Annotated in this window: 22 protein-coding genes and 1 other annotated feature; of the genes, 19 read left to right on the top strand and 3 right to left on the bottom strand. The window is 35.1% G+C overall.

The genetic code is table 11. The features are described from left to right. Positions 1-12: 12 nt before the first annotated feature. From IGL32_RS11235 to IGL32_RS11215, 5 genes are read left to right on the top strand one after another with little or no spacing between them, the layout of a single operon-like run. Positions 13-564 (top strand): hypothetical protein, encoded by a 552-nt coding sequence (locus IGL32_RS11235; protein WP_002394257.1) that lies wholly within the window; start codon positions 13-15, stop codon positions 562-564. Continuing rightward, entirely contained in the window at positions 561-1028 is a 468-nt protein-coding gene (locus IGL32_RS11230; RefSeq protein ID WP_002365204.1) for a hypothetical protein, read from the top strand. The genes IGL32_RS11235 and IGL32_RS11230 overlap by 4 nt, the downstream gene beginning before the upstream one ends. After that, positions 1009-1995, top strand: a complete 987-nt coding sequence (locus tag IGL32_RS11225; RefSeq protein WP_002394255.1) for a conjugal transfer protein — start codon at positions 1009-1011, stop codon at positions 1993-1995. The genes IGL32_RS11230 and IGL32_RS11225 overlap by 20 nt, the downstream gene beginning before the upstream one ends. Further along, positions 1995-2219: a hypothetical protein gene (locus IGL32_RS11220; RefSeq protein WP_002394254.1), complete on the top strand. Its 225-nt coding sequence runs from the start codon at positions 1995-1997 to the stop codon at positions 2217-2219. Before IGL32_RS11225 ends, IGL32_RS11220 begins: the two co-directional genes overlap by 1 nt. 8 nt (positions 2220-2227) lie before the next feature. Next, the gene (locus tag IGL32_RS11215; RefSeq protein WP_002394253.1) at positions 2228-2617 is read left to right on the top strand and encodes a conjugal transfer protein; all 390 of its coding nucleotides are present in this window, start codon (positions 2228-2230) and stop codon (positions 2615-2617) included. 391 nt (positions 2618-3008) lie between these two features. Here the strand turns inward: IGL32_RS11215 and IGL32_RS11210 are convergent, their stop codons facing one another. Then, the gene (locus IGL32_RS11210; protein ID WP_002394251.1) at positions 3009-3227 is read right to left on the bottom strand and encodes a hypothetical protein; all 219 of its coding nucleotides are present in this window, start codon (positions 3225-3227) and stop codon (positions 3009-3011) included. Positions 3228-3388: 161 nt separating this feature from the next. Here IGL32_RS11210 and IGL32_RS11205 point away from each other — a divergent pair, with 161 nt between their 5' ends. From IGL32_RS11205 to IGL32_RS11150, 12 genes are all read left to right on the top strand, one after another. Next, entirely contained in the window at positions 3389-5893 is a 2505-nt protein-coding gene (locus tag IGL32_RS11205; RefSeq protein WP_002371410.1) for an ATP-binding protein, read from the top strand. A gap of 15 nt (positions 5894-5908) precedes the next feature. Further along, a complete protein-coding gene (locus tag IGL32_RS11200; RefSeq protein WP_430600041.1) occupies positions 5909-7960 on the top strand; it encodes a hypothetical protein in 2052 nt (683 codons plus the stop codon). A 42-nt stretch (positions 7961-8002) separates the two neighbouring features. Beyond that, positions 8003-9031: a phage tail tip lysozyme gene (locus tag IGL32_RS11195; RefSeq protein ID WP_202569304.1), complete on the top strand. Its 1029-nt coding sequence runs from the start codon at positions 8003-8005 to the stop codon at positions 9029-9031. A gap of 12 nt (positions 9032-9043) precedes the next feature. Then, a complete protein-coding gene (locus IGL32_RS11190; protein ID WP_002371406.1) occupies positions 9044-9268 on the top strand; it encodes a hypothetical protein in 225 nt (74 codons plus the stop codon). Next, positions 9265-9801, top strand: a complete 537-nt coding sequence (locus tag IGL32_RS11185; RefSeq protein ID WP_002410069.1) for an EF0163 family protein — start codon at positions 9265-9267, stop codon at positions 9799-9801. The genes IGL32_RS11190 and IGL32_RS11185 overlap by 4 nt, the downstream gene beginning before the upstream one ends. 65 nt (positions 9802-9866) lie before the next feature. Next, positions 9867-10223 (top strand): LptM family lipoprotein, encoded by a 357-nt coding sequence (locus tag IGL32_RS11180; protein WP_010712805.1) that lies wholly within the window; start codon positions 9867-9869, stop codon positions 10221-10223. A gap of 92 nt (positions 10224-10315) precedes the next feature. Next, positions 10316-10528 (top strand): DUF3173 domain-containing protein, encoded by a 213-nt coding sequence (locus IGL32_RS11175; protein ID WP_002399131.1) that lies wholly within the window; start codon positions 10316-10318, stop codon positions 10526-10528. After that, complete coding sequence (locus IGL32_RS11170) at positions 10503-11621, top strand: site-specific integrase (protein WP_002410071.1); 1119 nt, start codon at positions 10503-10505, stop codon at positions 11619-11621. The genes IGL32_RS11175 and IGL32_RS11170 overlap by 26 nt, the downstream gene beginning before the upstream one ends. Before the next feature lie 91 nt (positions 11622-11712). Continuing rightward, on the top strand, positions 11713-12927 hold the full coding sequence (gene thiI / locus IGL32_RS11165) for a tRNA uracil 4-sulfurtransferase ThiI (RefSeq protein ID WP_002359156.1): 1215 nt from the start codon (positions 11713-11715) through the stop codon (positions 12925-12927). 129 nt (positions 12928-13056) lie between these two features. Beyond that, the gene (locus tag IGL32_RS11160; protein WP_002381159.1) at positions 13057-13704 is read left to right on the top strand and encodes a redox-sensing transcriptional repressor Rex; all 648 of its coding nucleotides are present in this window, start codon (positions 13057-13059) and stop codon (positions 13702-13704) included. Positions 13705-13767: 63 nt separating this feature from the next. Beyond that, the gene (gene tpx, locus IGL32_RS11155; protein WP_002355111.1) at positions 13768-14256 is read left to right on the top strand and encodes a thiol peroxidase; all 489 of its coding nucleotides are present in this window, start codon (positions 13768-13770) and stop codon (positions 14254-14256) included. Between the two features lie 49 nt (positions 14257-14305). Beyond that, positions 14306-14545, top strand: a binding site (T-box leader). A 103-nt stretch (positions 14546-14648) separates the two neighbouring features. Then, entirely contained in the window at positions 14649-17291 is a 2643-nt protein-coding gene (locus IGL32_RS11150) for a valine--tRNA ligase (protein ID WP_002367320.1), read from the top strand. 45 nt (positions 17292-17336) lie between these two features. Here the strand turns inward: IGL32_RS11150 and IGL32_RS11145 are convergent, their stop codons facing one another. Further along, entirely contained in the window at positions 17337-17936 is a 600-nt protein-coding gene (locus IGL32_RS11145; RefSeq protein WP_002355114.1) for a TVP38/TMEM64 family protein, read from the bottom strand. Continuing rightward, a complete protein-coding gene (locus tag IGL32_RS11140) occupies positions 17929-20493 on the bottom strand; it encodes a YfhO family protein (RefSeq protein ID WP_002396518.1) in 2565 nt (854 codons plus the stop codon). Before IGL32_RS11140 ends, IGL32_RS11145 begins: the two co-directional genes overlap by 8 nt. 248 nt (positions 20494-20741) lie before the next feature. Between IGL32_RS11140 and IGL32_RS11135 the strand changes: the two genes are divergently transcribed. Further along, the gene (locus IGL32_RS11135; RefSeq protein ID WP_002355117.1) at positions 20742-22064 is read left to right on the top strand and encodes a bifunctional folylpolyglutamate synthase/dihydrofolate synthase; all 1323 of its coding nucleotides are present in this window, start codon (positions 20742-20744) and stop codon (positions 22062-22064) included. After that, entirely contained in the window at positions 22048-22707 is a 660-nt protein-coding gene (locus IGL32_RS11130; protein ID WP_002398690.1) for an HAD family hydrolase, read from the top strand. The genes IGL32_RS11135 and IGL32_RS11130 overlap by 17 nt, the downstream gene beginning before the upstream one ends. Positions 22708-22741 lie beyond the last annotated feature (34 nt).

The following is a 22741-nucleotide window of genomic DNA, read 5'->3' as shown; positions in this document are numbered from 1 at the left end:
GGAGGGAAAAAGTTGGTTGAAAAAATAAGGGAATTGTCAAAAGAAGAATTTGTCAATCAGTACATGTTTGATTTTAAGTCATTAATTTTCAAATCCAATAATCCTGAAAAAATAACAGCTAAACAAGAAAAACTCTTGGAATGTGAAAAGAAAATCGCTGTATTATTTTATGAAACATATAAACGAATGAAGGGGTATCCGCCTGATGAAAAAGAACTGGGTAGGATTGTTCAAAGAAATTTCCTTGACCGTTTAAAGTTATTTCGAGTGGAATATGATGTGATTAGTGAAGAAAAATTTTGTGGTCTACACGTACAAATGGTCAAACAGCAAATGCCATTAGAAAAGTATCGATCCGATGATTTATCTTATATTTTAGGACGAGAAAAGAAGATAGCTATTAATTATTTTATCGCACATGATGATTTTCCTATGGGTTATGAAGAACTAATGATAAGTCGTTCTAAACAAGCAGTTACCCAAGGCTTGGAAGAGTTAAGGGGAGAATTTATGGAAAGATACCATAAATATTACAGAAAAATGGAAAGGAGTTGTATTTTATGAATCAACATATTATGCCAATTTTTAGAGAGCATAGTAAATTTTACCAAAGGTATTCAAATGTACCAGTTCCTGAAATGCTTCGCTTGCATGGATTCATAGTTGATGAAATGCCAATTGATGAAGCAGATATTGTTTATATGGAAGAATATAAAAATTCTTTACTTAAAATGGGGATTATTATTGATGAAGTACCTTTTAAGAAGGAATTTGTTGCGCAATACGTTTTTCATGGCGGTATAACTAGTTTGATGGCAGAAGGTCAATATTTGAGAAAGCCTAACGGGGATAAAATGTACAATTCGTATTATTTTTATTTGTATAAAGAAGGCTTTCAAACACATAAGGGGCATGTTAGAGAGAGAGTTTATGTTGAAAAGGCGATTAAATCTACTTTTTTAAAAACGTTTGAAAGTTGTTTGGGCTTATTAAGAGTAGGAGGGGAATATGAATTTAAAGAAAATTAAAAAGAAAGAGAAGAAAGAAAAAATACCAAAGGTTAAAACTTTTTCTCAAAAGAAAGCGAATCAGGTTGTGTTAATTGGCGCTAGTGTTTTACTGGTGATGTCAGGAGTTGGTGCGATTCGGGCCAATGTGATGGCAAGTAATGTAGACAATTTGTATTCAAAAGTGGATACGTTAAGCGAACAATCAAAAAAGAATAAAGTTGATAGAGAGGAGCTTGATTATTCAGCCCTCTCTTTTTATACCGAAAATTTTGCGAAAGAGTATTTGAACTATAATTCGAAAGCAAGTGATGAAGCGAAAAAGGCTCGTATTGATCGATTATCTAAATATTTATCACTAGATGTAAAAGATGTTGATGAAACAGAAAACCTACAAGGGAATGTCTTGCGTACGTTTAAAAATACGTCTCTATCACGTATAGAGAAAATGGAAGATTGTTATTTGGTTTATCTAAATGTGAGTTATGAATGGGAGAAAGATAAAAAGACTGAAAATGTGACACAGAATATGGTTTTACCAATTCAAGTAAAAGACAATTTGTTTTCAATTGTAGGACGTCCTTATTTTGTAGCAAGTAGTTTACCACAAGGAAAAACAGTACCTCTAAAACAGACAGAAAATTCAATAGATGTTGATGGGAAAGAAAAACAATCTATAGAGAAATTTTTAAAGATGTTTTTTACAAAATATTCAGTTGGGAACAAACAAGAATTAATGTTGTTAATGAAAAATCCAACAACGACAGCAGGTCAAGACTCATTTGTTTCAATAGATTTTGGTGATATGAAATTTTTTGATACAAAGCAGAAAGGTGTAACAGGGGTTCAAGTATCGGTCACTTTTTCAGATAAAACAACAAAATTAACGCATACTGAGGATTTTTCGCTTTGGTTATCTAAAACGGAGAATTCTTATTTTATTAATACGATGAAACATTACTTTACAGAGAAAGAAGGAAATGACTAATGAATACAGGCAATTTGAGTAGTTTTTTAAGTACAGGTTTTATTACAATTTTAGCGGCTGGTGCGATTATCTTGATTTTAAAACATTGGAAAGGTGCCGAATGGGCAAAAATTGGTTCAGTAATTGTCATTGCCTTAATTTTACAGGACTTTGCGACGAATCAAGGAAAAAATATTTTTGCAGTTGTTAAATGGGTATTAAGTTTAGTTGGAATTAAGATGTAGGTGAGTATATGAAATATTACGATTATTCAAGGGGCTTAAAAGCCCCTTATTCAATGCAAGTTATTAAGTCGCCTAAAGGACAAGTGGTGTGGGTATTTGCACAACCTGTTAGTCTATCCTATCTCCTAATTCTATTCTTAGGGATTGTGTTAACTGGCTTGTTTTGGAAAGAAGTACCATTACCACAAATTTTAGGAATTAACTTAAATTTGTTAATCATGGTGTTGGTGCCGAATAAAGTTGCTCGTTGGTATTCCGAAAAGGAATTCGAAGGAAAAACAGGCTTTGGTTTTTTAAAAGATGGTTTTGTCTATGTGAAAAATTATGTGTTAGATAGTAGACCAATTGTAGCTTTCGAACGAGTAAAAGAAATAGAAGAGTTTTCATTTAAACGTTAGTACAAAAAGCGCACTATATCTATGAATAAAAAAAACAAGGAGCGCATAGCATTAGCTCCTTATTTTTTATGTCTAAATTATGAATTTTTATATTTTAAATAAAGCATGACTGCACAGACTATTATTCCGATGACTAAAAGTAGCACAGTAACAATACTTTCATTTTTATTTATTTTTCTTTCAGGTCTATAGCTAGGATTAATTTGTTTTGCGTTAAAATCAGTAATTCCAAAGTCTAAAGTAGGAAGTAAAAACAGTAATAAAATAATATATATAATTCCCGCTATAAGGAAAATAGGAGCGTTGGTGAAAAGTGAAATAATGGTACCTATGATTATAGGAGTTAAAATGTATAAAAAGGATTTGATAACATTTTCTTTTCTCATTTTAATTACCAAATTTTGTTATTCATGTTTCCCATATTTCCTAAAGGAACACAATAACCACCGCTCATATTTTTTCCACCTGTAGACCAACCACCTTTTTTAAAATAAAAACCACCAGGGCAAGAGCTACCAAATTCAGCTTCTCTGGCACTAGCTTCTGAACTAAAAATAAAAGGTGTTACCATTGCGAAAATAGTTAAAGCTAAAAAAACTTTTTTCTTCATACACTTTCCTTCTTTCCAATTATTATTTAAAAGCTATATTAAATATAGCTTTATTTTATAATAACTGAATGAAAAAAAGTTGTCCAATAATATATAGAAATTTCTGAAAAATCATTTTTAATGTTAATTACTAAAATAAAATCAACAAGAAAGGAAAAAATATGCAATTAGAATATCCATTAACGAATCATATGAAAGGAAATATTGTTTTAACACAAGAAAAAACAGCGATAGCTTACTATCGTGTTCGTTCTGAAACGGTAATGTTGACTGATGTTGAAAAGAAATTAAAAACGAAAAGAAAAGTTGCTCGTGCGTTAAATCGCTTAAAAGCAAATGATGGATTTGAAATTAACCTTTTGCCAGTTAATGCCGACATTCGAGGGAAAATGGGTGCTATGCGCTCTTTAATAGATTCTAATAATTATGAAGTAGGCGTAGATAAATTAATGAAAACGGCAATGGTTTTAGAACAAGAAATGGGTATGGTTTACGAATATACGTGGATTATTGGTGTGCCTTTAATCAAGAAAGATCTCGCTGTTGATTTAAAAGAAACCGTTACTAACTCAATTAGCAACGTATCGGAAAAGTTTGTCAAAGGCTTAGGTTTTGATGTAGAACTGTCGGAGTGTTGGGAAAAAGATTATCGAGAGCAAGAATTAGAAGTCTACCAAAATTTATCTGAATTGTTAATTGAACGATTATCGGAAGATGAATTGTACTATTATCAAGCGTATCAATTTTTAAAAAATATTCCACATGAGCGACAAGATGTTCTTTCTAGTCAAAACTTAGATAATTTAATGGCAACAAAAATTAAACCATTGTTCGGTGGAGGGCTTCATTTAAATTGTGATTATGGCGAAAGCTATATATCCTACCTTCCAATGGGAGATGTAGGTGTTTTTCTTGATGGTAATCATTTTTTAGAGGTCGTTCAAAAAATGCCTTTCCCAGTTGAAGTGAAGATTCAAGCGACTTTTGCAGAAAGTAAAGGGCAATTGGCACTGTCTGGGCGTTCGTCACGTGCAAGAACCCGCACTAAGAATATCATGCAGGAAGCACACTTAGCTGGTTCTAAACAAAAACGAAAGATTGTTGAAGGTCAATTATCACTAGACGATTTAGACCAAAAAATTGATGATGGTGTGGATATTATTGACTGGAAAGCAGTGGTTGTTGTTAGTGGTAGTACAAAAAAACAAATGCGTGCAAGAAAAAAATATCTAATCAATCGTTTTGATAGTTTAGATATTCCACTTATTAAAGCAACGTTTGATAATCCTTATTTATTTCAATCCACTTTGTTTGGTAATTTTATCCGCATGCAGACTTCTCGTTGGCAACACACGTCAACAATTGAATCGTTTGCCGAGTTGAATTTCTTTACTTCACTTCATGCAGGTACGAAGTTAGGCTTTTACCTTGGACGTATTGATACAACTTTAGAAGAAAAAGAAGATAGAAAATCTATTATTTCCAGTTCAAAAAATTTAATTTTTATGAATATGTTACTAGCGAATAAACAAAATGTTGATGGGAAGAAAACAAATAATCCCCACTGGGCTTTAACTGGCGATACTGGGAACGGAAAATCGGTTACAGCTAAAACATTGTTTATGCAAATGGCACTTTTAAAAGACAGAGTGTTATACATTGATCCGAAAAAAGAAATGCGAAAGCAATTTATGTATACAATCAATGCCCCTGAATATCAAAAGAAATATCCTTTAGATGTTGATTTTGTGAAGTCCTTTAATTTCGTCACTTTAGATGTTCGTGATACGAAAAACCATGGCGTCCTTGACCCGATTGTTCTATTTAATGAAACAGAAGCCACGTCTACCGCTAAAGCGATGATAACGAATGTTTATGATGGTACATGGAACTTAAAACAGAAAACAGCAAGTAATGAAGCTATTACAAAAGTAATTTCTGAACGAAAAGCAGGAAAGAAAGTTGGATTCTGGCATGTTATTGAATTGTTAGCTGAGAGTGAAATCTCGGATGTTAAAGACATGGGGAGATTTTTATTGTCAACAATCAAAGGGTCTGTTTTAGAATTGGCGTTTTCTCATGGAGAAGTGGAAGGTTTGTCATTCGATAGAAAAGTAACCATTTTGGAAATCGAGGACTTAGATTTACCAACTGATAAAAATGAAAAGTTAGATGAAAATAAACGGTCGTCAGTTACACTGATGTTTGCTTTAGGAACGTTTTGTTCGAAGTTTGGTTCAAGAAATCCAAAAGAAGAAACAGTGACGTTCTTTGATGAATCTTGGATTTTTCAATCTTCTCCTGAAGGTAAAGCAATTTTGAAATCTATGAAACGTATTGGCCGTTCGTTTAATAATTTCTTAGTATTGATTACACAATCAACAAATGATTTGGATGATAGTGAAGATGGTACTGGTTTTGGAACAGTGATTTGCTTTGATGAAGTACAAAATCGAGAAGGTGTTTTGAAATATCTTAATTTACCAGTGAACGAAATTAACATGAAATGGGTCTCAAATATGGTTCAAGGTCAGTGCTTAATGAAGGATATGTTTGGTCAAACCAATCGAATTGTTGTTCATGTAATTTTTGAGGAATGGTTGGAACTATTCAAAACTGTTGATGATACAGAAGCTTCTAAAATGGAGAATCGCTTTGTTGCATAGGAAGGAAGTGAGAAGATGCAGTATCTAATTGACAGTTATAGTGCGTATACGGTTGATGGTGGTTTGTTGGATGAAGGATGGCAAGTAGTAAATTGGTTCTTTGTAGATATACCATTCTTTATCTTACGAACGTTTGCTTCTTTTTTCCTTTTTTGTGAGAACGTCTTAAATCAATCTAGTTTCTTTGAAGGAAAACAAGAAACAGTATTGAATATGTCAAAAGATGTCCTAAATGACTTTGGTGGCAAGGGATTTAGAGGTAGTTCTTTATTTGCGTTAGCGATTCTTGTAAGTGCATATTATCTGCTTTATCATTTCTTTTCCAGTCGTAGAAGCTTTTCAAAAGTATTCCTTCATTATTTAGCAGTTGTTGTTTTATTTGGTTTTTGGTTTGGCTCTGTATCAACGTCAACAGGCACAACAAGTGGCTCAACGTTCTTGATTCAATCAACTAACGCAATTGCTAAAGGAGTACAAAGTACGTTTACTACAAGTGCCAATTTAGGAACAGAAGGTTCTAAAGATGGAGAAGTATACCAAAGCCCTATTTTTGATGCCACAGTAAAACAAACATTTAATTTTGTAAATAGTGGTTCACTTGATGGGAAAATGGAAAATGGTAAAAAGTTAGACGAAAGTAAACTACTAGAAAAACCTAAATTGTCTAAAAAAGAAAAAGCAAAGTTTGAGGATGAAAGAAGTACCTATATAAAAAATAATGAGAAAGATAATCCATACTTCGCACAGGACGGAGCAAAAACAATGGAAAAAGCTTTTGGCGTTGGTGTGGGTGTAGTCAATTTAGCAGTCTTAGCAGTGCCTGTCACGTATATTAATATTATGCTCAATGTAATTCAAATCATTGTTGATTTACTCATTTTTGTTTTTCCGATTATTGCGTTGGTGTCTTTCTTCCCTCGGTGTCAAATGATGATGTTTAAATTTTTTAAATCATTAATTGGCATTTTATTTTTACCTGTAGTTTTCGGTATCTTTTTGTCTGTGTTGTTTTGGGTCAATAAGTTAATTGACCAAGCGTTTTTAGGATTGATGGATAAAGTAAGTAGTAGTTTATTAATGGTGATGTCTGGTGGTGTTTTTCTTTTAGGCACATTAATTGTTACTGCATTGGTGAAAATTATTTTGTATCGGAAAATTTGGAAAAGCAGATATAAAATATTATCATTCTTTTCTGATGGTCAAGTTCAACAACCTTCTTTTGAATCAAAAATGAATGAAAAAACAAAAGAAACGGTTGAACGTACAGGTGAAATTGGTGTTGGAGCAGTGAAAGCAGGAATAGGTGCTTCCACTGGGAATTTAGCGTTGGCTGCTGATGGTGCTAGTCATTTAATGCCAAAACATGACAAGGCATTGAACTTAGCCAAAGACCATTTTATTGACGATAATGGGCAATTTGCTGGTGTTAAAACAGGATTGAATTCATTATTGAATCGTTCTACTCAAGAAGAACAACAACCATTTAAAGACGATATGTTGCCCGACGAAGAAATTGCGGAAGTAGAAGAGCCAACCAATGTTGATAATGAGGAACTAGAAGAAATAGAAGATAAAGCTTTAACTGATGAAGTGGATAATTTTGAAGATTCAACAGATGATGAAATGGATAATTCTTTAGAAGAATTTGATGTTCCTGTGTTAGATGAAAATGTATCTGATTTTGATACTGATACTTCTTTAGCTGATGAAAATAATATTGAATTAGAGCCAATTATTGAAAATGAACTTGATAGTTTAGATTCAAGTTTAGATTCAAGTGAAAATGATAGAGAAGAGCCAATTCAAGAACTTGATGAGCAAGAAATAGCGGACAATTTGAATGTTAGGGTTGATAATTTCGATGAGTTGGCATTTGCTCGTGAAGAACGTGCATTTTTTGATGGTGGAGAGGATAGCGAATTAATCACAAACAACAATGATTCATTAAATAACGTTTATTCATTTTACCAAACAGAAGAAAACTTCAATAATTTAGAACAAACAGAGGAACAATTTTTTGGTAGTGTGAACACGGAAGAATATAATTTTGATGTTGTAGAGGGCTGATGAAATGTTTATCAGTCTTCTTTTTTATTGAAAGGAGAGAACATGAAGAACTTAAATAAGATTTTAATTGCTAGTTGCTTTGTCTTTATTCTTCCTTTTTTATTATTTTTAGGTGTATTTTCTTCTAGTGAAAGTGGAGATTCTTCCCAGTTTCAGCCTGCTACACCACAGGAAAAAGTAGCATTAGAAGTTTCTAACTACGTGACGTCAAACGGTGGAACGTTGCAGTTTGCAGCCGCTTGGATTGGCAATATGGAACATGAAAGTGGATTAAATCCTGCTAGAATTCAAAGTGATTTGGCTTTTAATCCTTCTATTGCTTATAACGCTAGTTTAGGCGGTTATGGAATTGGATTAGGACAATGGGATTCAGGACGAAGAGTTAATTTATTAAATTTTGCAAAAAGTCAAAAAAAGGAATGGAAATCAGTAGCTTTACAAATGGATTTTGCGTGGAATAAGGATGGTTTTGATAGTGACTTACTTAAAAGAATGTCTAAATCAAAAGATGTGAATACACTTGCGGTAGATATTTTGAAGCTGTGGGAACGAGCTGGAACAAAAGATGATCCTGTAGAACAAGTAAACAGAAAGACTAGTGCTAATAATTGGTATAAGCGACTTTCTACAGGTTCGATGGGCGGAGGTTCAGCCAATATTGGTGGAGGAGAAATTGATATTTTAGAAAATGTACTGGGACAAACTATTAATGGTGGGCAGTGCTATGGCTTATCTGCTTTTTTTGTTGAAAAACAAGGAGGTTTTCAAATGATGGGTACAGGACATATGTTTGCGAGTGAGATTGGTAACGATTACAATTGGCCGTCAATAGGTTGGAAAGTGATAAAGAATCCAAACTACTCGGATATTAAAGCAGGAGATGTTATTAATTTTGGACAAGGTGGTGTGGCTACTAGTATTTATGGACATACTGGTGTTGTTGCAGGAGTAGAAGGCAAAGGAAAATTTACAACATACGAGCAAAATGCGGAACAAGGTCAAATTGTTGCTAAGTATTCTCGGACTTGGGGATTAGATTTTCCACATGTGACCAGCATAGTAAGGAAGTAGGAGGAATTATGAATGATTTTGAGTAAGAAAAGTGGTTTAACTAATCGTCAGATAAAAGAAATCTGTTCGAAATTTAACTGTAGAAAAAATGAATTTGCAGTTCAAAAGTACCAAGATGGTTTTTTAGTAGCTGTGAATAATAAAGAGTATCGTGTTAAATTTTCTGAGGGAATTTTTTCAAAGGTTGTGTATATTAAAGAAGTGCAACGCATTTCAAAGAAAGTAGGTAGAAAATGAAAAAGTTAAGTTTAGTAGTTTTAGTATTAGGTGTTGGATTAATATTTTCTGCTTGTGGAGGAAATACCAAAGGTCATGAAACGGTGGCTTCGTCAACAACTGAATCGGTGACTATGAAACCAGTTGATAATATAAATACTACGAAAAGAAGTGAAGTAACTGAAAAAAGTAGTACCAAGTCTATACAGAGTAAGGATAAATCAACGGAAGAAAAGGTATCTAACACTTACCAGTTGGTAGAGGACTTTGGAAATGCTTATGCTAATTTTTCTAGTATCAATGATCGTAACGAAAATTTGAAGAAATTAATGACTGCTGAATGTATAAAGAAAAATGGTATTGATGTGAAAACTGGTGCAAAATTGGAAAGTAAAGGTGAAGTAAGTTCAATATATCAAAATGATAAAAAGGAATACGCAGTCTTGCTTGATTGTGAACAAAACGGAACAAAAACAAGGGTACTTTTACTGGCAAAAGTGAAAGGGAATAAGATAGCAGAAATTACCTATAACTCAGTGAAACAAGAGTATTAATTTTGATATACAATTTTTTGCTTTATTTAATAGTGTTACGTTTATATAAGTTAGGAGATGATAAAATGAAAAAGGCAGCTTCAATTGTGTTGATGGTTGTTGCAATTTTTATGATATCTGCCTGTGGTTCTAAATTAGATAAAACAGGTGAAGAATTTAAAGACTCTATAATTAGAGATTCTGCATATGGTGATGAGCATTCAGAAGATAGTTTTAGTTTTTTGATGTATAAAGATAAAGACACTAATCGTTATTTGGCTGATATTTGGGTTCCTGTTAAAGATGAGCCTAGTACATTGGAGTATTTTTATTATTATGATGAAGATAAGCAGTTAGATAGTACAAAAAGTAAAGCAACTTTTGATGATATGAAAGCTAGTGGTAACTATGAAGTTATCTACAAGTCGGGTAAATTTAAATAGAAATTCAATTTTATTGAACATTTGACATAGGGTAGTGCTAATTAAGTACTGCTTTTTTTTATGTAATTAAATAGAAGGAGATGGTATTATTAATGTTAAGTACTGTGACAAAAAAAGACATTATTAGCCTTGGATTTTCTCCATACCAATCACAACGTGTTATTCGTGAAGCCAAAGCTTTACTAGTAGAAAGAGGTTGCCACTTCTATAGTGGTAAGAAAATCTCTTGTGTTCCTGTGAGTGTAGTTGAAGAAATTTTAGGAATAGAGGTTAATAAAGGTGGCAAAGACATCAAATGTTTATAAAGACAAAAAGACAGGTAAGTATTATTTTGTTGCAAGTTTGGGTTTTGATTTAAAAGGGAAAAGAATACAAAAATTTAAGCGTGGATTTAAGACAGCAAAGGAGGCAAAAAAAGCTTATAATCAGTTTATGATTGATTATCAAGAAAAACGTGAAAAGATTACATTTGGTAATTTTTACGAAGAATATTATAAATGCTGGTACAAAAATCATGTTAAGGAAGGTACTTTTAAGACCAATACAGGTATAATTGAAAATCATTTATCTATCTTTAATGAGGTACAGATAAATACTATTGAAACGGTTGATTTACAAAAATTGATTAATTATTTATCTGGTGAGTATAGAACTAAAACAGGTGAAAGTTTATCTCCAGAGTATATTAATTTGATCATTTGTAATATTCAATCCGTATTTGAGCGAGCTTTTATTTTTGGGTTTATTGATGAAGATATATCAAAAAAAGTAAGTAGAGTTCGTGTTGAAGAGAAAGAAGTTAACATTTGGACTATAGATGATATGCAAAAAGTAATGCTGCTTAGTGATGAAAGCGATAGTTTATTGTTCTTTAAAAAAATGTTTTTTAGATTTTTATTCATGACAGGTCTTCGGCTAGGTGAAGCCTTAGCTTTGAATTGGGAAGATGTTGATTTTGACAGTAAAGTTGTTTATATTAATAAGACGATGCTTGTTAAAAATAAAAGAGAGTTTAGAACTACAACGCCAAAAACAAAAAGTAGTATTAGAACCGTATCTCTTGACGATGAAACGCTACGGCTTTTTGAAATATGGAGAGAACAGCAATCTCCTTTAAAAATAAACCTTATATTTTCTATAGATGGTGGAACATTGGCTAAGTCTACAACGCATGGCTGGCTTAAAAAACTTTGTGACTTAGCAGATGTGCCAGTGATTAAGATACACGCTTTAAGACATTCTCATGCTTCTATGTTAATTGCCCTTAAGGAAGATTCACTGGTTATTAAGGAAAGATTGGGTCATAGTCGTATAACAACTACTTTAGAAAAATATGGGCACCTTTATAATGGAAGAATGAATGATGTTTCTAAGAAATTAACTGATTTAAAAATTTAGAATAGTAATTGTTAGCTTTATTGTTAGCAAATATAATGAAAACTAATTGTAAGCTTTGTTTTAAAGCGATTTAGAAAGGGATTAATAGAAAGTGAAATATACAGAAATTATGGTTCGCTATGGCGAATTATCAACTAAAGGAAAAAATCGTAAAACGTTTATCATGCAGTTAGCACAAAATGTGAAACGTGCGTTAGCTGATTTTCCAGCATTGAAAATCCATGCAGATCGAGATAGAATGCATATTTTATTAAATGGGGAAGATAGTGAAGAAGTGATTCCAAAACTAAGTAAAGTGTTTGGAATTCAAAATTTTTCGCCAAGTATTCGTATTGAAAAAGAAATGCCAGCGATTCGTGCAATGGTTCAAGAGGTTGTTCGGGAAGTTTATACGCCAGGTAAGACGTTTAAAATTACTGCTAAACGTTCGGACCATTCATTTGAACTTGATTCAAATGGCTTGAATCAAGAATTAGGTGGGGCTGTTATTGAAGCCATCCCGGAAATTCAGGTACAAATGAAAAAGCCTGATATTAACTTAAGAATTGAAATTCGTAAAGATGCGGCGTATTTATCTTATGAAACGATTCGTGGTGCGGGTGGATTGCCAGTGGGCACCAGTGGTCGTGGTATGTTGATGTTGTCAGGAGGCATTGATTCACCAGTTGCAGGTTATTTAGCTATGAAACGTGGCGTGGAAGTGGAAGCTGTCCATTTTGCTAGTCCGCCTTATACAAGTGAACAAGCGTTACAAAAGGCTAAAGATTTAGCTGAAAAATTAGTCCCTTATGTAGGAACTATTCAATTTATTGAAGTGCCCTTTACAGAAATTCAAGAAGAAATAAAACGAGTTGTTCCCCAAGGCTACTTAATGACCATTACACGACGTTTAATGTTACGCTTAACAGATGCAATTCGTGAAATGCGGAAAGGTTTAGTCATTATTAACGGTGAATCGTTAGGACAAGTGGCTTCGCAAACACTTCAAAGTATGGTAGCAATTAATGAGGTTACCTCAACACCGATAATTCGACCTGTGGTTTCAATGGATAAGACAGAAATTATCGAAATTGCCGAAAAAATTGACACGTTTGAATTAGCCATCCAACCCTTCGAAGATTGTTGTACAATTTTTGCGCCACCGCAACCGAAAACGCGACCTCGCTTGGATAAAGCGCAAGATTATGAAGCGCGCTTAGACTTGGAAGGTTTAATGGCTCGGGCCTTAGAAGGACTCAAAATTACAGAGATTTCAGCAGAAACAGCGAAAGATAAACAAGAAGACGAATTTGCAGATTTCCTATAAGAAATAAATACAGTGACGGTCGCTTAGACGTCACTGTATTTATTTTGTACTTATTTCACAAACAAGTTGCTCGGAGAGGGGAACCGTGATAAACTGAATATGTGAAGTAGGTAACAAGGAGGACAGAGGATGGAGAAAAAAATGCCTAAAGCAACGGCAAAACGTTTGCCGGTTTATTTACGTTATTTAAAAATGTTAGGGGATTCTGGTGTTAAACGCATTAAATCACGAGAGTTTAGTGAAATGATCCAGATTCCTTCTGCAACGATTCGGCGTGATTTTTCCCACGTTGGTGAACTGGGCCGAAGCGGTTATGGTTACGATGTGCCGTATTTAATTGAGGTATTTAGTAATATTTTAAATACGCAAGAAGAAAAAAGAATTGCCTTGATTGGTTGTGGCAATTTAGGCAAGGCATTATTAAAAAATAATTTTAGACGCAACGAGAATTTGAATATTGTCTGTGCTTTTGATAATGATCCAGCTTTAGTTGGCACCACGATTAATGGATTATTAGTTCATGATATGTCTGAGTTAGAAGCATTCGTTCGACAAGAAGGGGTCACGGTAGCCATTTCTACAGTACCAAGTCACCATGCCCAAAAAGCCATCGACAAAATTGTACAAGCGGGTGTGACTGCGATTTTAAATTTTGCGCCAGACCGTGTCAGTGTGCCAGCCAACGTTAGTGTGCAGTATATTGATTTAACAACGGAACTGCAAACACTAATTTATTTTAATGAAACTTTTTCACTAGCAAATAGCCCAAAGCAATAAAATTGTCTTCATAAAAATCCTCTACTATACTTATTATTGAAAGTGGAAAAGGAGGATTTCAGAATGAATGTTACAAGAAAAGGGCACGTATTAGAATTGACAGGTGAACAGCCTAAAGTTGGCACAAAAGCTCCCGTCTTTTCTTTGAAAAATTTAAACAACCAAGAAATCAACTTGGCAGATTATAAAGGTAAAACGGTTTTAATTAGTGTGGTTCCTGATATCGACACACGTGTTTGTTCACTGCAAACGAAACGTTTCAATCAAGAAGCGGCGAAATTAGACGGTGTTCAGATTATCACGATTTCCAATAACACAGTTGAAGAACAAGCAAATTGGTGTGCCGCTGAGGGTGTCGAAATGGAAATGCTTCATGATACTGAAGACTCATTTGGTGCAGCTTATGGTTTGTATATTCCAGAAATGGGCCGTTTAGCACGTGCTATTTTTGTGATTGACCCAGAAGGAACGTTAGTTTATGAAGAAATCGTCTCAGAAGTTTCGTCGGAACCCGATTATCAACAAGCGTTAGAAGCTGCAAAAAAAGTGTAATCCCTCTAGATTACAAATTGACTTTGCTTGCGCTTCATTGTAGAATGAAGCAAAGACAGCGAACAAGAGGAGTATCATTGGCGTCGTTTTAGAGAAAAAGTCGTTCAGGTGCAAGACTTTTACACAACCAGTGAGAAGGTAGCTTGTGAGTCAATGGTTTGAACACAGTACGTTAGTAGAACGATTCGTTTCGTGAACGTTATCTCACGAATGAGTGGCATTTGAATGAATTCAATTCAAATGCAATTTAGGTGGTACCGCGTAAATAAGATGAATCTACGCCCTAAAATACGAAAGTATTTTAGGGCGTATTTTAGTGTTTAGCCCAAAAAAACTCATTTGTAAAATAATTACCGCTCCAAATCGCGTATTTTAAGAAAGAAGGGGAAAAAATGTCAGAAGAAAAAAACTTACCAACGAAATATCAACCGACAGAAATCGAAGCTGGCCGTTATCAAAAATGGCTAGATCAAGATTTATTTAAACCAAGTGGCGACAAAAAAGCGAAGCCCTATTCAATTGTTATTCCACCACCTAATGTAACAGGGAAGCTACACTTAGGGCATGCTTGGGATACAACATTACAAGATATGATTATCCGCCAAAAAAGAATGCAAGGCTTTGATACGTTATGGCTGCCAGGAATGGACCATGCTGGAATTGCCACGCAAGCAAAAGTAGAAGAGAAACTAGCACAACAAGGAATTTCACGTTACGACTTAGGTCGTGAAAAATTTGTTGATCAAGTGTGGGAATGGAAAGAAGAATATGCTTCTCACATTCGTGAACAGTGGGCAAAAATGGGTCTTTCTTTAGATTACAGCCGTGAACGTTTTACTTTAGATGAAGGGCTATCTGAGGCCGTTCGTAAAGTGTTTGTCTCTCTTTACGAGAAAGATTTGATTTACCGTGGTGAATATATCATTAACTGGGATCCAAAAGCGAAAACAGCATTGTCTGATATTGAAGTAATCCATAAAGATATTGAAGGAGCTTTTTACCACATGAGCTACCCATTATCAGATGGTTCTGGCGTTGTTGAAATTGCGACAACGCGTCCTGAAACAATGTTGGGAGATACGGCGATTGCGGTCCATCCAGAAGATGAACGGTATCAAGAACTTATTGGTAAGACAGTTGTCTTGCCATTAGTAGATAAAGAAATTCCAATTATTGCAGATGACTATGTAGATATGGAATTTGGAACAGGGGTTGTAAAAATCACACCTGCCCATGATCCAAATGACTTTGAAGTCGGTAATCGTCATGACTTACCTCGAGTAAATGTTATGAACGAAGACGGCACGATGAATGAACTGGCTGGAAAATATGAAGGAATGGATCGTTTTGCTGCACGTAAAGCGATTGTCTCTGACTTGAAAGAACTAGGTCGCTTAATTAAGATCGAAACAATGAATCACAGCGTGGGCCATTCAGAACGAACAGGCGTTGTCGTGGAACCACGTTTATCGACCCAATGGTTTGTAAAAATGGGACCATTAGCTGAAAAAGCAATAGAAAATCAAGAAACAGAAGACGCTGTTGAATTTTATCCACCACGCTTCAATCAAACATTTTTACGTTGGATGGAAAATATTCATGACTGGGTTATTTCGCGACAATTATGGTGGGGCCACCAAATTCCTGCTTGGTATCACAAAGAAACGGGCGAGATGTATGTTGGGATGGAAGAGCCAGCCGACAGTGAAAACTGGGTTCAAGATAGTGACGTCTTAGATACATGGTTTAGTTCTGCTTTATGGCCATTTTCAACGATGGGTTGGCCGGACGAAGCAAGCGAAGATTATCAACGTTACTTCCCAACAAGCACATTAGTTACTGGCTATGATATTATTGCCTTTTGGGTAAGTCGTATGATTTTCCAAAGTTTAGAGTTTACAGGTGAACGTCCCTTCCAAAATGTCTTAATTCACGGCTTAATTCGTGATGAGCAAGGACGCAAAATGAGTAAATCATTGGGGAATGGGATTGATCCAATGGATGTCATCGAAAAATATGGCGCAGATGCATTGCGTTGGTTCTTATCAAATGGTTCAGCTCCAGGTCAAGATGTTCGTTTTAGTTATGAAAAAATGGATGCTTCTTGGAACTTTATCAATAAGATTTGGAATGCAAGTCGCTTCGTTATCATGAATGTAGAAGGTATGACTGCTGCAGATATTGACTTTAGTGGTGAAAAGACTGTCGCTGATCGTTGGATTTTAACGCGCTTAAACGAAACAGTCGCCCGTGTGACAGAATTATTTGATCGTTTTGAATTCGGTGAAGCAGGTCGCCAATTATACAACTTCATCTGGGATGATTTCTGTGATTGGTATATTGAAATGAGTAAAGAGATTCTTTACGGAGAAAATGAAGCAGCTAAACAAACAACACGGAGCATCTTGGTGTACACATTGGATCAAATCTTACGTTTATTGCATCCAATTATGCCGTTTGTAACAGAAGAAATTTGGGAAAAAATTCCGCATCAAGGTGAGTCATTGGTTGTGGCAGAGTATCCAGTTGTGCATGAAGAATTTAACGATGAAGCAGCAGCTCGAGGAATGGAAGTTCTGAAAGAAGTCATTCGTTCAGTTCGGAATATTCGAGCAGAAGTGAATACACCACTTTCTAAACCAATTACTTTGTTAATTAAAACAAACGATACAGAAGTAGAAGAATTTTTAACAGCTAATACTAGCTACTTGGAACGCTTCTGTAACCCAGAGGAATTAGTCATCAGTCGTGAAATAGAAGCGCCAGAATTAGCCATGTCCGCTGTATTAACAGGCGCAGAACTATTCCTACCATTAGCTGGGTTGATTAATATCAAGGAAGAAATTGCTCGCTTAGAAAAAGAATTAGACAAATGGACAAAAGAAGTCAAACGTGTGCAAGGCAAGCTTTCAAATGAACGTTTTGTGTCAAACGCACCAGATGAGGTCGTGGAAGCAGAACGTGCAAAAGAAAAAGACTACCTTGAAAAACAAGAGGCTGTCAAAGAACGGATTGCCCAATTACGTTCAATCTAAAAAAGAAAAGACAACAAAACCAACGTTGGTTTTGTTGTCTTTTTGTTATAATTTGCCAAATAATTGAAACAAATACAACATTAAATAGCTGTAAGTAGCTACAGACCAGAATTTCAATAAAAGAACAATTTTCATGAATTCTTTTAAAGAAATATCTGTAATTCCCGCCACTAAACAAACAATATCATCTGGAGCGAAGGGGACTAACATAGTAAAGATTAAGAGCTTTTTGACATTGTGTTCATTTTTGTCCAAAATCTCTTCAAATTTTTTGTATTTATTGGGTGAAAGGATTATTTTTACAAAGCTACGTCCATAGTAACGAACCAGTAAAAAGCCAATAAACTCACCAATAATCAATCCAAGATAGCTATACAAAAGTCCTTGCAAATTGCCAAACATCAACATTCCTGCAACAGAAGAGATTCCTCCAGGTAGAATAGGGATAATCACTTGGACGATTTGTAAAAGAATGAAACACAGAACCGCATAGTTACCAAACTGTTTAATAAAAGCTTGCAAGGAAGCAACAGAATGAAAAATTCCTCTGGAATATCCCCATAAAATTAAGCCGAAGAAAAGCACCAGTCCAACTAGGGGTAACCACCGAATGAGTCCATTTAAAAATTTTTTCTGATTAGTCATGAGTGGCCTCCTGACGTTTTCGACGGTATTTTTTAAAGCCAAGATAACCAGCCGTTCCCAGTAAAATCGTTCCGCTGACGGCAGTGCCGAGATAAATCATTCTTGGATGATAGGCAAAGGTTAACTGCTGTTTGCCAGCTGGGACTTCAACAGCTAAAAAGCCACCTAGAATGCGTTGTGTTTTTAGGGGTTCTTTTTGTAGCGACGATTTGACTTGCCAATCTTGGTCATAAGGAATGGACGTATACAGTAACTGAGTGTCATTTCCAGGTACATTCAGTGCGCCATTTAAATGGCCTTTTTTAGTTGCATTCACGTGAAGAGCTTGTTGGCGTAATTTGTCAACCGCACGATTAAAGGCTGTTTGGTCTAAAGTTTGAAGTTGCCAATTGGTTAAATCAACCACTTGTTCAGCAGTTAGTGACAGGGTCACGGTAGTTCCTTTTTCAAAATGCCCTAAATTGAACAGTTGATTGGTTGCAATATAAATCGGCGTCGAGATAACTTGTTGGTTTACCTTCAATTGTGTAACTTTTTTCCATTTTAAATTCGGAATATAAAGATGCAAGTCACCAGTGCTATTCACTTTAAAGGTTGCTTCAATTGTTTCGTTGGTATGATGAGGTTCATTTATCAACGAAGCTGTTTTAAAGTAAGGTTTATCCGTCGGCACGAGCGTTTGCAGGAGTTCTTCTTGGGCATCTAAAGGATTATTTTTTGCTAATTTTAACTTGGTTAATGCGGTTGGCGCCAAAAAGCCCATACCGATCGCTTCATCATTTTCCATGATTTTCGTGGAACCAACTGTTTTTAGCAATTTTTCACTCGTAGGTTTTTCAATTGGTAAAAAGTCATATTTCACATTTAAAAGTAAATTGGTTAGTTGTGAATTATCCACATAGGCAATCCGGCGATCATTTTTTCGATATAAACCTAGCGCACTTAATGTGTCTTGGGTAGTGGCAGTTAAAGTCGAAGTATAGCTAGAAACGCCAGCATAGCCATAAAGTAAAGGATTGTTGTAGCCGTTATTGATTTCACGGAACCCTGTTTCTTTGGAAGGAATGACTTGTTTCATGCGATAAAGTTCTGGTGCTGAGGCCATTTTTTCATCGATTAATTGGCTGTGTTTTCGGTAATCTTGGGCAAATGTTGCTTGGCTACCAAAGGGCATGTGTTTAAAAGAAATCCAGAAATTCGTTGTTAATTCTGTGCTGACCAGTAAGAATAAAGCAACGACTACATAGTTTCTTAAGGCCTTTTTGTGTGCTAAACGCAAGCAAAAGAAAATCAACCAAATAAAAAGTAAACTTAGCCATAAATAATTGATCGAAATTAAGAGATTCTTTTGTGGACCATAATACAAAGATCCGTAGCCAATGACTAACAGCAGACTAAAAATAATAGGTGCGGTCCAAGGAATGGTCACTTTTTTAAGCCAAACTTCATAGGCAAAGACAATCAATAAAAAGCTAAAGATAAAGACATTTCGGTAAGGGAACCCAGCTGGGCTTTGAAACATGTGCCATACAGTGTTAAAGGCTTCTAACCAAAAGCTTAAAAAGAGAATGAATAAAAGAATTGCTGAAGCTATTCTTTCTTTTAACGCAATTTGTTTCGTTTGAAAATAGGCAACACAGAGGAGTGTCACAAATAATCCAGCAAAAACGGTTGGTAAATGGTCTAAACGCAACTCATAATTAATAGAACCTAAGCCTAATTGCGAGAAAAACGAAGTGTTGAACTTAGGCGTTAAAAAGAACGTCGAGACATCAAAATCTGCTTTTTTTGTATAAAGCATCCCTTCTGCTGCAGGTAATAATAAAAAGCTAGTTGCGGTTCCTGTTAAAAAAGAAACGAGGATGAATAACGGACTTTGTTTAAAAAATTGCCGAATAGCATGGGCTTGGGTATTCTTTTTAAAGAACCAATAGATACTGTACAAAACAGCAAAGAGACAAATCATATAACCCATGTAGTAATTCGTCACAATCGCTAAAAATAGGGTGATACTGTATAAGCCCCATTTGCGTTGATCCCATAAACGTTGGAGTCCCAATAAGATAAGCGGGAATAGAATCAGTGCATCCAACCACATAAAGTTTTGGCTATAGACGGTGACAAAGCCACAGAAACTATAGGACGTTGAAAAAAGTAACGTGGTGCCATCAACTTTTTGATAGGTGTATTTTAAATAGCTAAACATCGTAGTGCCCATCAAGGCAAGTTTTAAGGTAATAATCCATAAAATTGCTATAGGTAATTGTTCATAAGGAAAAAAGAAAGCCAACACATTAAAAGGGCTCAGTAAGTAATAGGCTGCCAAAGGAACAATCGATTCACCAATCTCATTGGAAAAAGAGTAGAATGTAGTTATTCCCTCGTGAAAAGAGCGTTTTAAAAAACTCAAGAAAGGCATGTATTGTGTGCCTAAATCACTAACTAATAAGTTGTTGTCACCAAAAGGCGCAAGTTGTAATGTCATCCATACAAGCAACAGAAGTAAAAACGGCAAGAAAAAACTTCCTAACCATAAAAGCTTCGATTTGTTTTTCATCAAAATAAGTCCACCTTTATAAAAAAATCATGAATAAGCGTGTTGAACGCTCTAAAAATAGTTTTTAATTGGCTGGCTGGAATGAACCATCCAGAATGTTAGTTTACCATAAGTTCATTAATGTATCCGCTAATAACGCAAAATTATGAAAAATGCAAAAAGTTTTCAAGAAAAAGTTTCAATTGGTTATTAGTGAAAAAGTCACCTAACTTAGTTATAATGTAGAAGAAGACAAGGAGTTGGACAAGATGCAATTAACAATAGAAGAAGCCATTGAATGGATTCATAGCCGGTTACCCTTTGGTTCAAGACCTGGTTTGGATCGGATCAATGCGTTATTAGAAAAAATTGATCATCCAGAAAACAAAGTGCCAACGATTCATATCGCAGGAACCAATGGTAAAGGCTCAACCGTGACATATTTACGCTGTCTATTAGAAGAAATGGGCTTGAAAGTCGGAACCTTTACCTCTCCTTATATTGAATCATTTAATGAAAGAATTGCGATAAATGGTCAACCAATTTCAGACGAACAATTGATTACCTATGTGGAAAAGTATCAACCAATCATTAAAGAATTAGACCAAATCACTGAAGTGGCTGGAATTACAGAATTCGAAACATTGACAGGAATGGCCTTGGACTATTTCGTGAATGAACAAGTGGATATCGCCGTTGTTGAAGTTGGCTTAGGTGGATTACTTGATAGCACCAATGTCGTGAAGCCATTATTGACGGGAATTACGACAATTGGGAAGGATCACACAGAAATTTTAGGTGAAACAATTGCTGAAATTGCCTATCAAAAAGCGGGTATTATTAAAGAAAAAGTCCCAGTAGTAACAGGCAATATTTGTGCTGATGCGCTAGCAGTCATTGAAAAAGTCGCACAAGAAAAACAGAGTCCAATTTTTCGTTTTGGCAAAGAGTATCAAGTGGAATATCTACATCCTGATACACAATGGGGGGAAGTATTTAATTTCTATGGAGAAATGGGCAAACTGACAAAAATTAAAGTTCCCTTGTTGGGGCGTCACCAAGTAGAAAACGCGGCGGTAGCTATTCAATTATTTGACAAGTATTGCCAACTACAACATTTGCCGTTTAAAGAACGAGACATTACTCAAGGGTTAGCTAAAGCGCAATGGCCAGCTCGAATGGAACGTCTTAGTGATGAACCGTTGATTGTTTTAGATGGTGCCCACAATGATCATGCAGTAAAACGCTTAGTTGAAAACTTGCGCAAAGAGTTTCCACAACACACGATTCATATTTTATTTTCAGCTTTAGCAACTAAAGATGTGGATGAGATGATTCAGGACTTAAAGCAAGTACCGAATGCGCATCTTTACTTAACTAGCTTCGATTATCCTAAAGCTATTGCACTTACAGAAATGGAAAAATATGAAGACGATTTAACAGAAATTGTGTCTTTATGGCAATTTGGCTTAGGCGAAATTTTAGAAAAAATGTCGACAGATGATTTATTATTAGTAACAGGTTCATTATATTTTGTTTCTCAAGTAAGAGAATTACTTTTAACTATAGGAGGAAATGATGAAGAAATTTGATGGCGTAATTTTTGATATGGATGGGTTGCTTTTTGATACGGAGTTGATTTACTATACATCTACTCAAAAAGTAGCAGATGCAATGGGGTTACCATATAGTAAAGAAGTCTATTTAGACTATGTTGGGATTTCCGATGAAGAAGTACAAGAGAATTACCGACGTATTTATGCATCCTATGGTCATGACACAGTGGAAGAATTTATCCGCCGTTCTTATGATGATACCTTGCAAGAGTTTCAATCTGGTAACGTCCCTTTAAAACCAGGGGTGGTGGAATTCCTCGACTTTTTAGATGATCAAAAAATTCCTCGATTAGTTGCTTCAAGTAACGTCCGTCCAGCAATTGAAATGTTATTAAGCCATGCTGGGATTCAGGATCGTTTTGTAGGGATCGTTTCAGCAGAGGATGTTAAACGAGCAAAACCGGACCCAGAAATTTTTCAAAAAGCTCGTCAACTTTTAGGAACAGAAGCCCCGAAAACCTTGATTTTCGAAGACTCATTTCATGGGGTAAGTGCGGCTCATAGTGCGGGCATTCCAGTGATCATGGTACCTGATTTATTGCAACCAACTGAAGTTATCCAAGAGAAAACATTACATGTCTTGGAGAGTTTACATCAAGCGCCACATTATTTAAAATAATAAAAACAACACTCCTTTGCGTAGTTTATTAATG

The sequence above is a fragment of the Enterococcus sp. AZ035 genome (genome assembly GCF_050548325.1).
In the GTDB taxonomy this organism is placed as follows: Bacteria; Bacillota; Bacilli; order Lactobacillales; family Enterococcaceae; genus Enterococcus; species Enterococcus faecalis.
The sequence above is the reverse complement of the archived record's forward strand: the minus strand, read 5'-3'. Positions and strand labels throughout refer to the sequence as shown.

Excerpts from the sequence above, each read along its gene's own strand:
- tpx (WP_002355111.1), top strand. The coding sequence starts at position 13,768 with ATGAATGTTACAAGAAAAGGGCACGTATTAGAATTGACAGGTGAACAG.
- IGL32_RS11190 (WP_002371406.1), top strand. The coding sequence starts at position 9,044 with ATGATTTTGAGTAAGAAAAGTGGTTTAACTAATCGTCAGATAAAAGAA.
- IGL32_RS11145 (WP_002355114.1), bottom strand. The coding sequence starts at position 17,936 with ATGACTAATCAGAAAAAATTTTTAAATGGACTCATTCGGTGGTTACCC.
- IGL32_RS11200 (WP_430600041.1), top strand. The coding sequence starts at position 5,909 with ATGCAGTATCTAATTGACAGTTATAGTGCGTATACGGTTGATGGTGGT.
- IGL32_RS11175 (WP_002399131.1), top strand. The coding sequence starts at position 10,316 with ATGTTAAGTACTGTGACAAAAAAAGACATTATTAGCCTTGGATTTTCT.
- IGL32_RS11195 (WP_202569304.1), top strand. The coding sequence starts at position 8,003 with ATGAAGAACTTAAATAAGATTTTAATTGCTAGTTGCTTTGTCTTTATT.
- IGL32_RS11130 (WP_002398690.1), top strand. The coding sequence starts at position 22,048 with ATGATGAAGAAATTTGATGGCGTAATTTTTGATATGGATGGGTTGCTT.
- IGL32_RS11210 (WP_002394251.1), bottom strand. The coding sequence starts at position 3,227 with ATGAAGAAAAAAGTTTTTTTAGCTTTAACTATTTTCGCAATGGTAACA.
- IGL32_RS11150 (WP_002367320.1), top strand. The coding sequence starts at position 14,649 with ATGTCAGAAGAAAAAAACTTACCAACGAAATATCAACCGACAGAAATC.
- IGL32_RS11135 (WP_002355117.1), top strand. The coding sequence starts at position 20,742 with ATGCAATTAACAATAGAAGAAGCCATTGAATGGATTCATAGCCGGTTA.
- IGL32_RS11230 (WP_002365204.1), top strand. The coding sequence starts at position 561 with ATGAATCAACATATTATGCCAATTTTTAGAGAGCATAGTAAATTTTAC.
- IGL32_RS11140 (WP_002396518.1), bottom strand. The coding sequence starts at position 20,493 with ATGAAAAACAAATCGAAGCTTTTATGGTTAGGAAGTTTTTTCTTGCCG.
- IGL32_RS11205 (WP_002371410.1), top strand. The coding sequence starts at position 3,389 with ATGCAATTAGAATATCCATTAACGAATCATATGAAAGGAAATATTGTT.
- IGL32_RS11215 (WP_002394253.1), top strand. The coding sequence starts at position 2,228 with ATGAAATATTACGATTATTCAAGGGGCTTAAAAGCCCCTTATTCAATG.
- IGL32_RS11180 (WP_010712805.1), top strand. The coding sequence starts at position 9,867 with ATGAAAAAGGCAGCTTCAATTGTGTTGATGGTTGTTGCAATTTTTATG.
- IGL32_RS11185 (WP_002410069.1), top strand. The coding sequence starts at position 9,265 with ATGAAAAAGTTAAGTTTAGTAGTTTTAGTATTAGGTGTTGGATTAATA.
- IGL32_RS11220 (WP_002394254.1), top strand. The coding sequence starts at position 1,995 with ATGAATACAGGCAATTTGAGTAGTTTTTTAAGTACAGGTTTTATTACA.
- IGL32_RS11160 (WP_002381159.1), top strand. The coding sequence starts at position 13,057 with ATGGAGAAAAAAATGCCTAAAGCAACGGCAAAACGTTTGCCGGTTTAT.
- IGL32_RS11225 (WP_002394255.1), top strand. The coding sequence starts at position 1,009 with ATGAATTTAAAGAAAATTAAAAAGAAAGAGAAGAAAGAAAAAATACCA.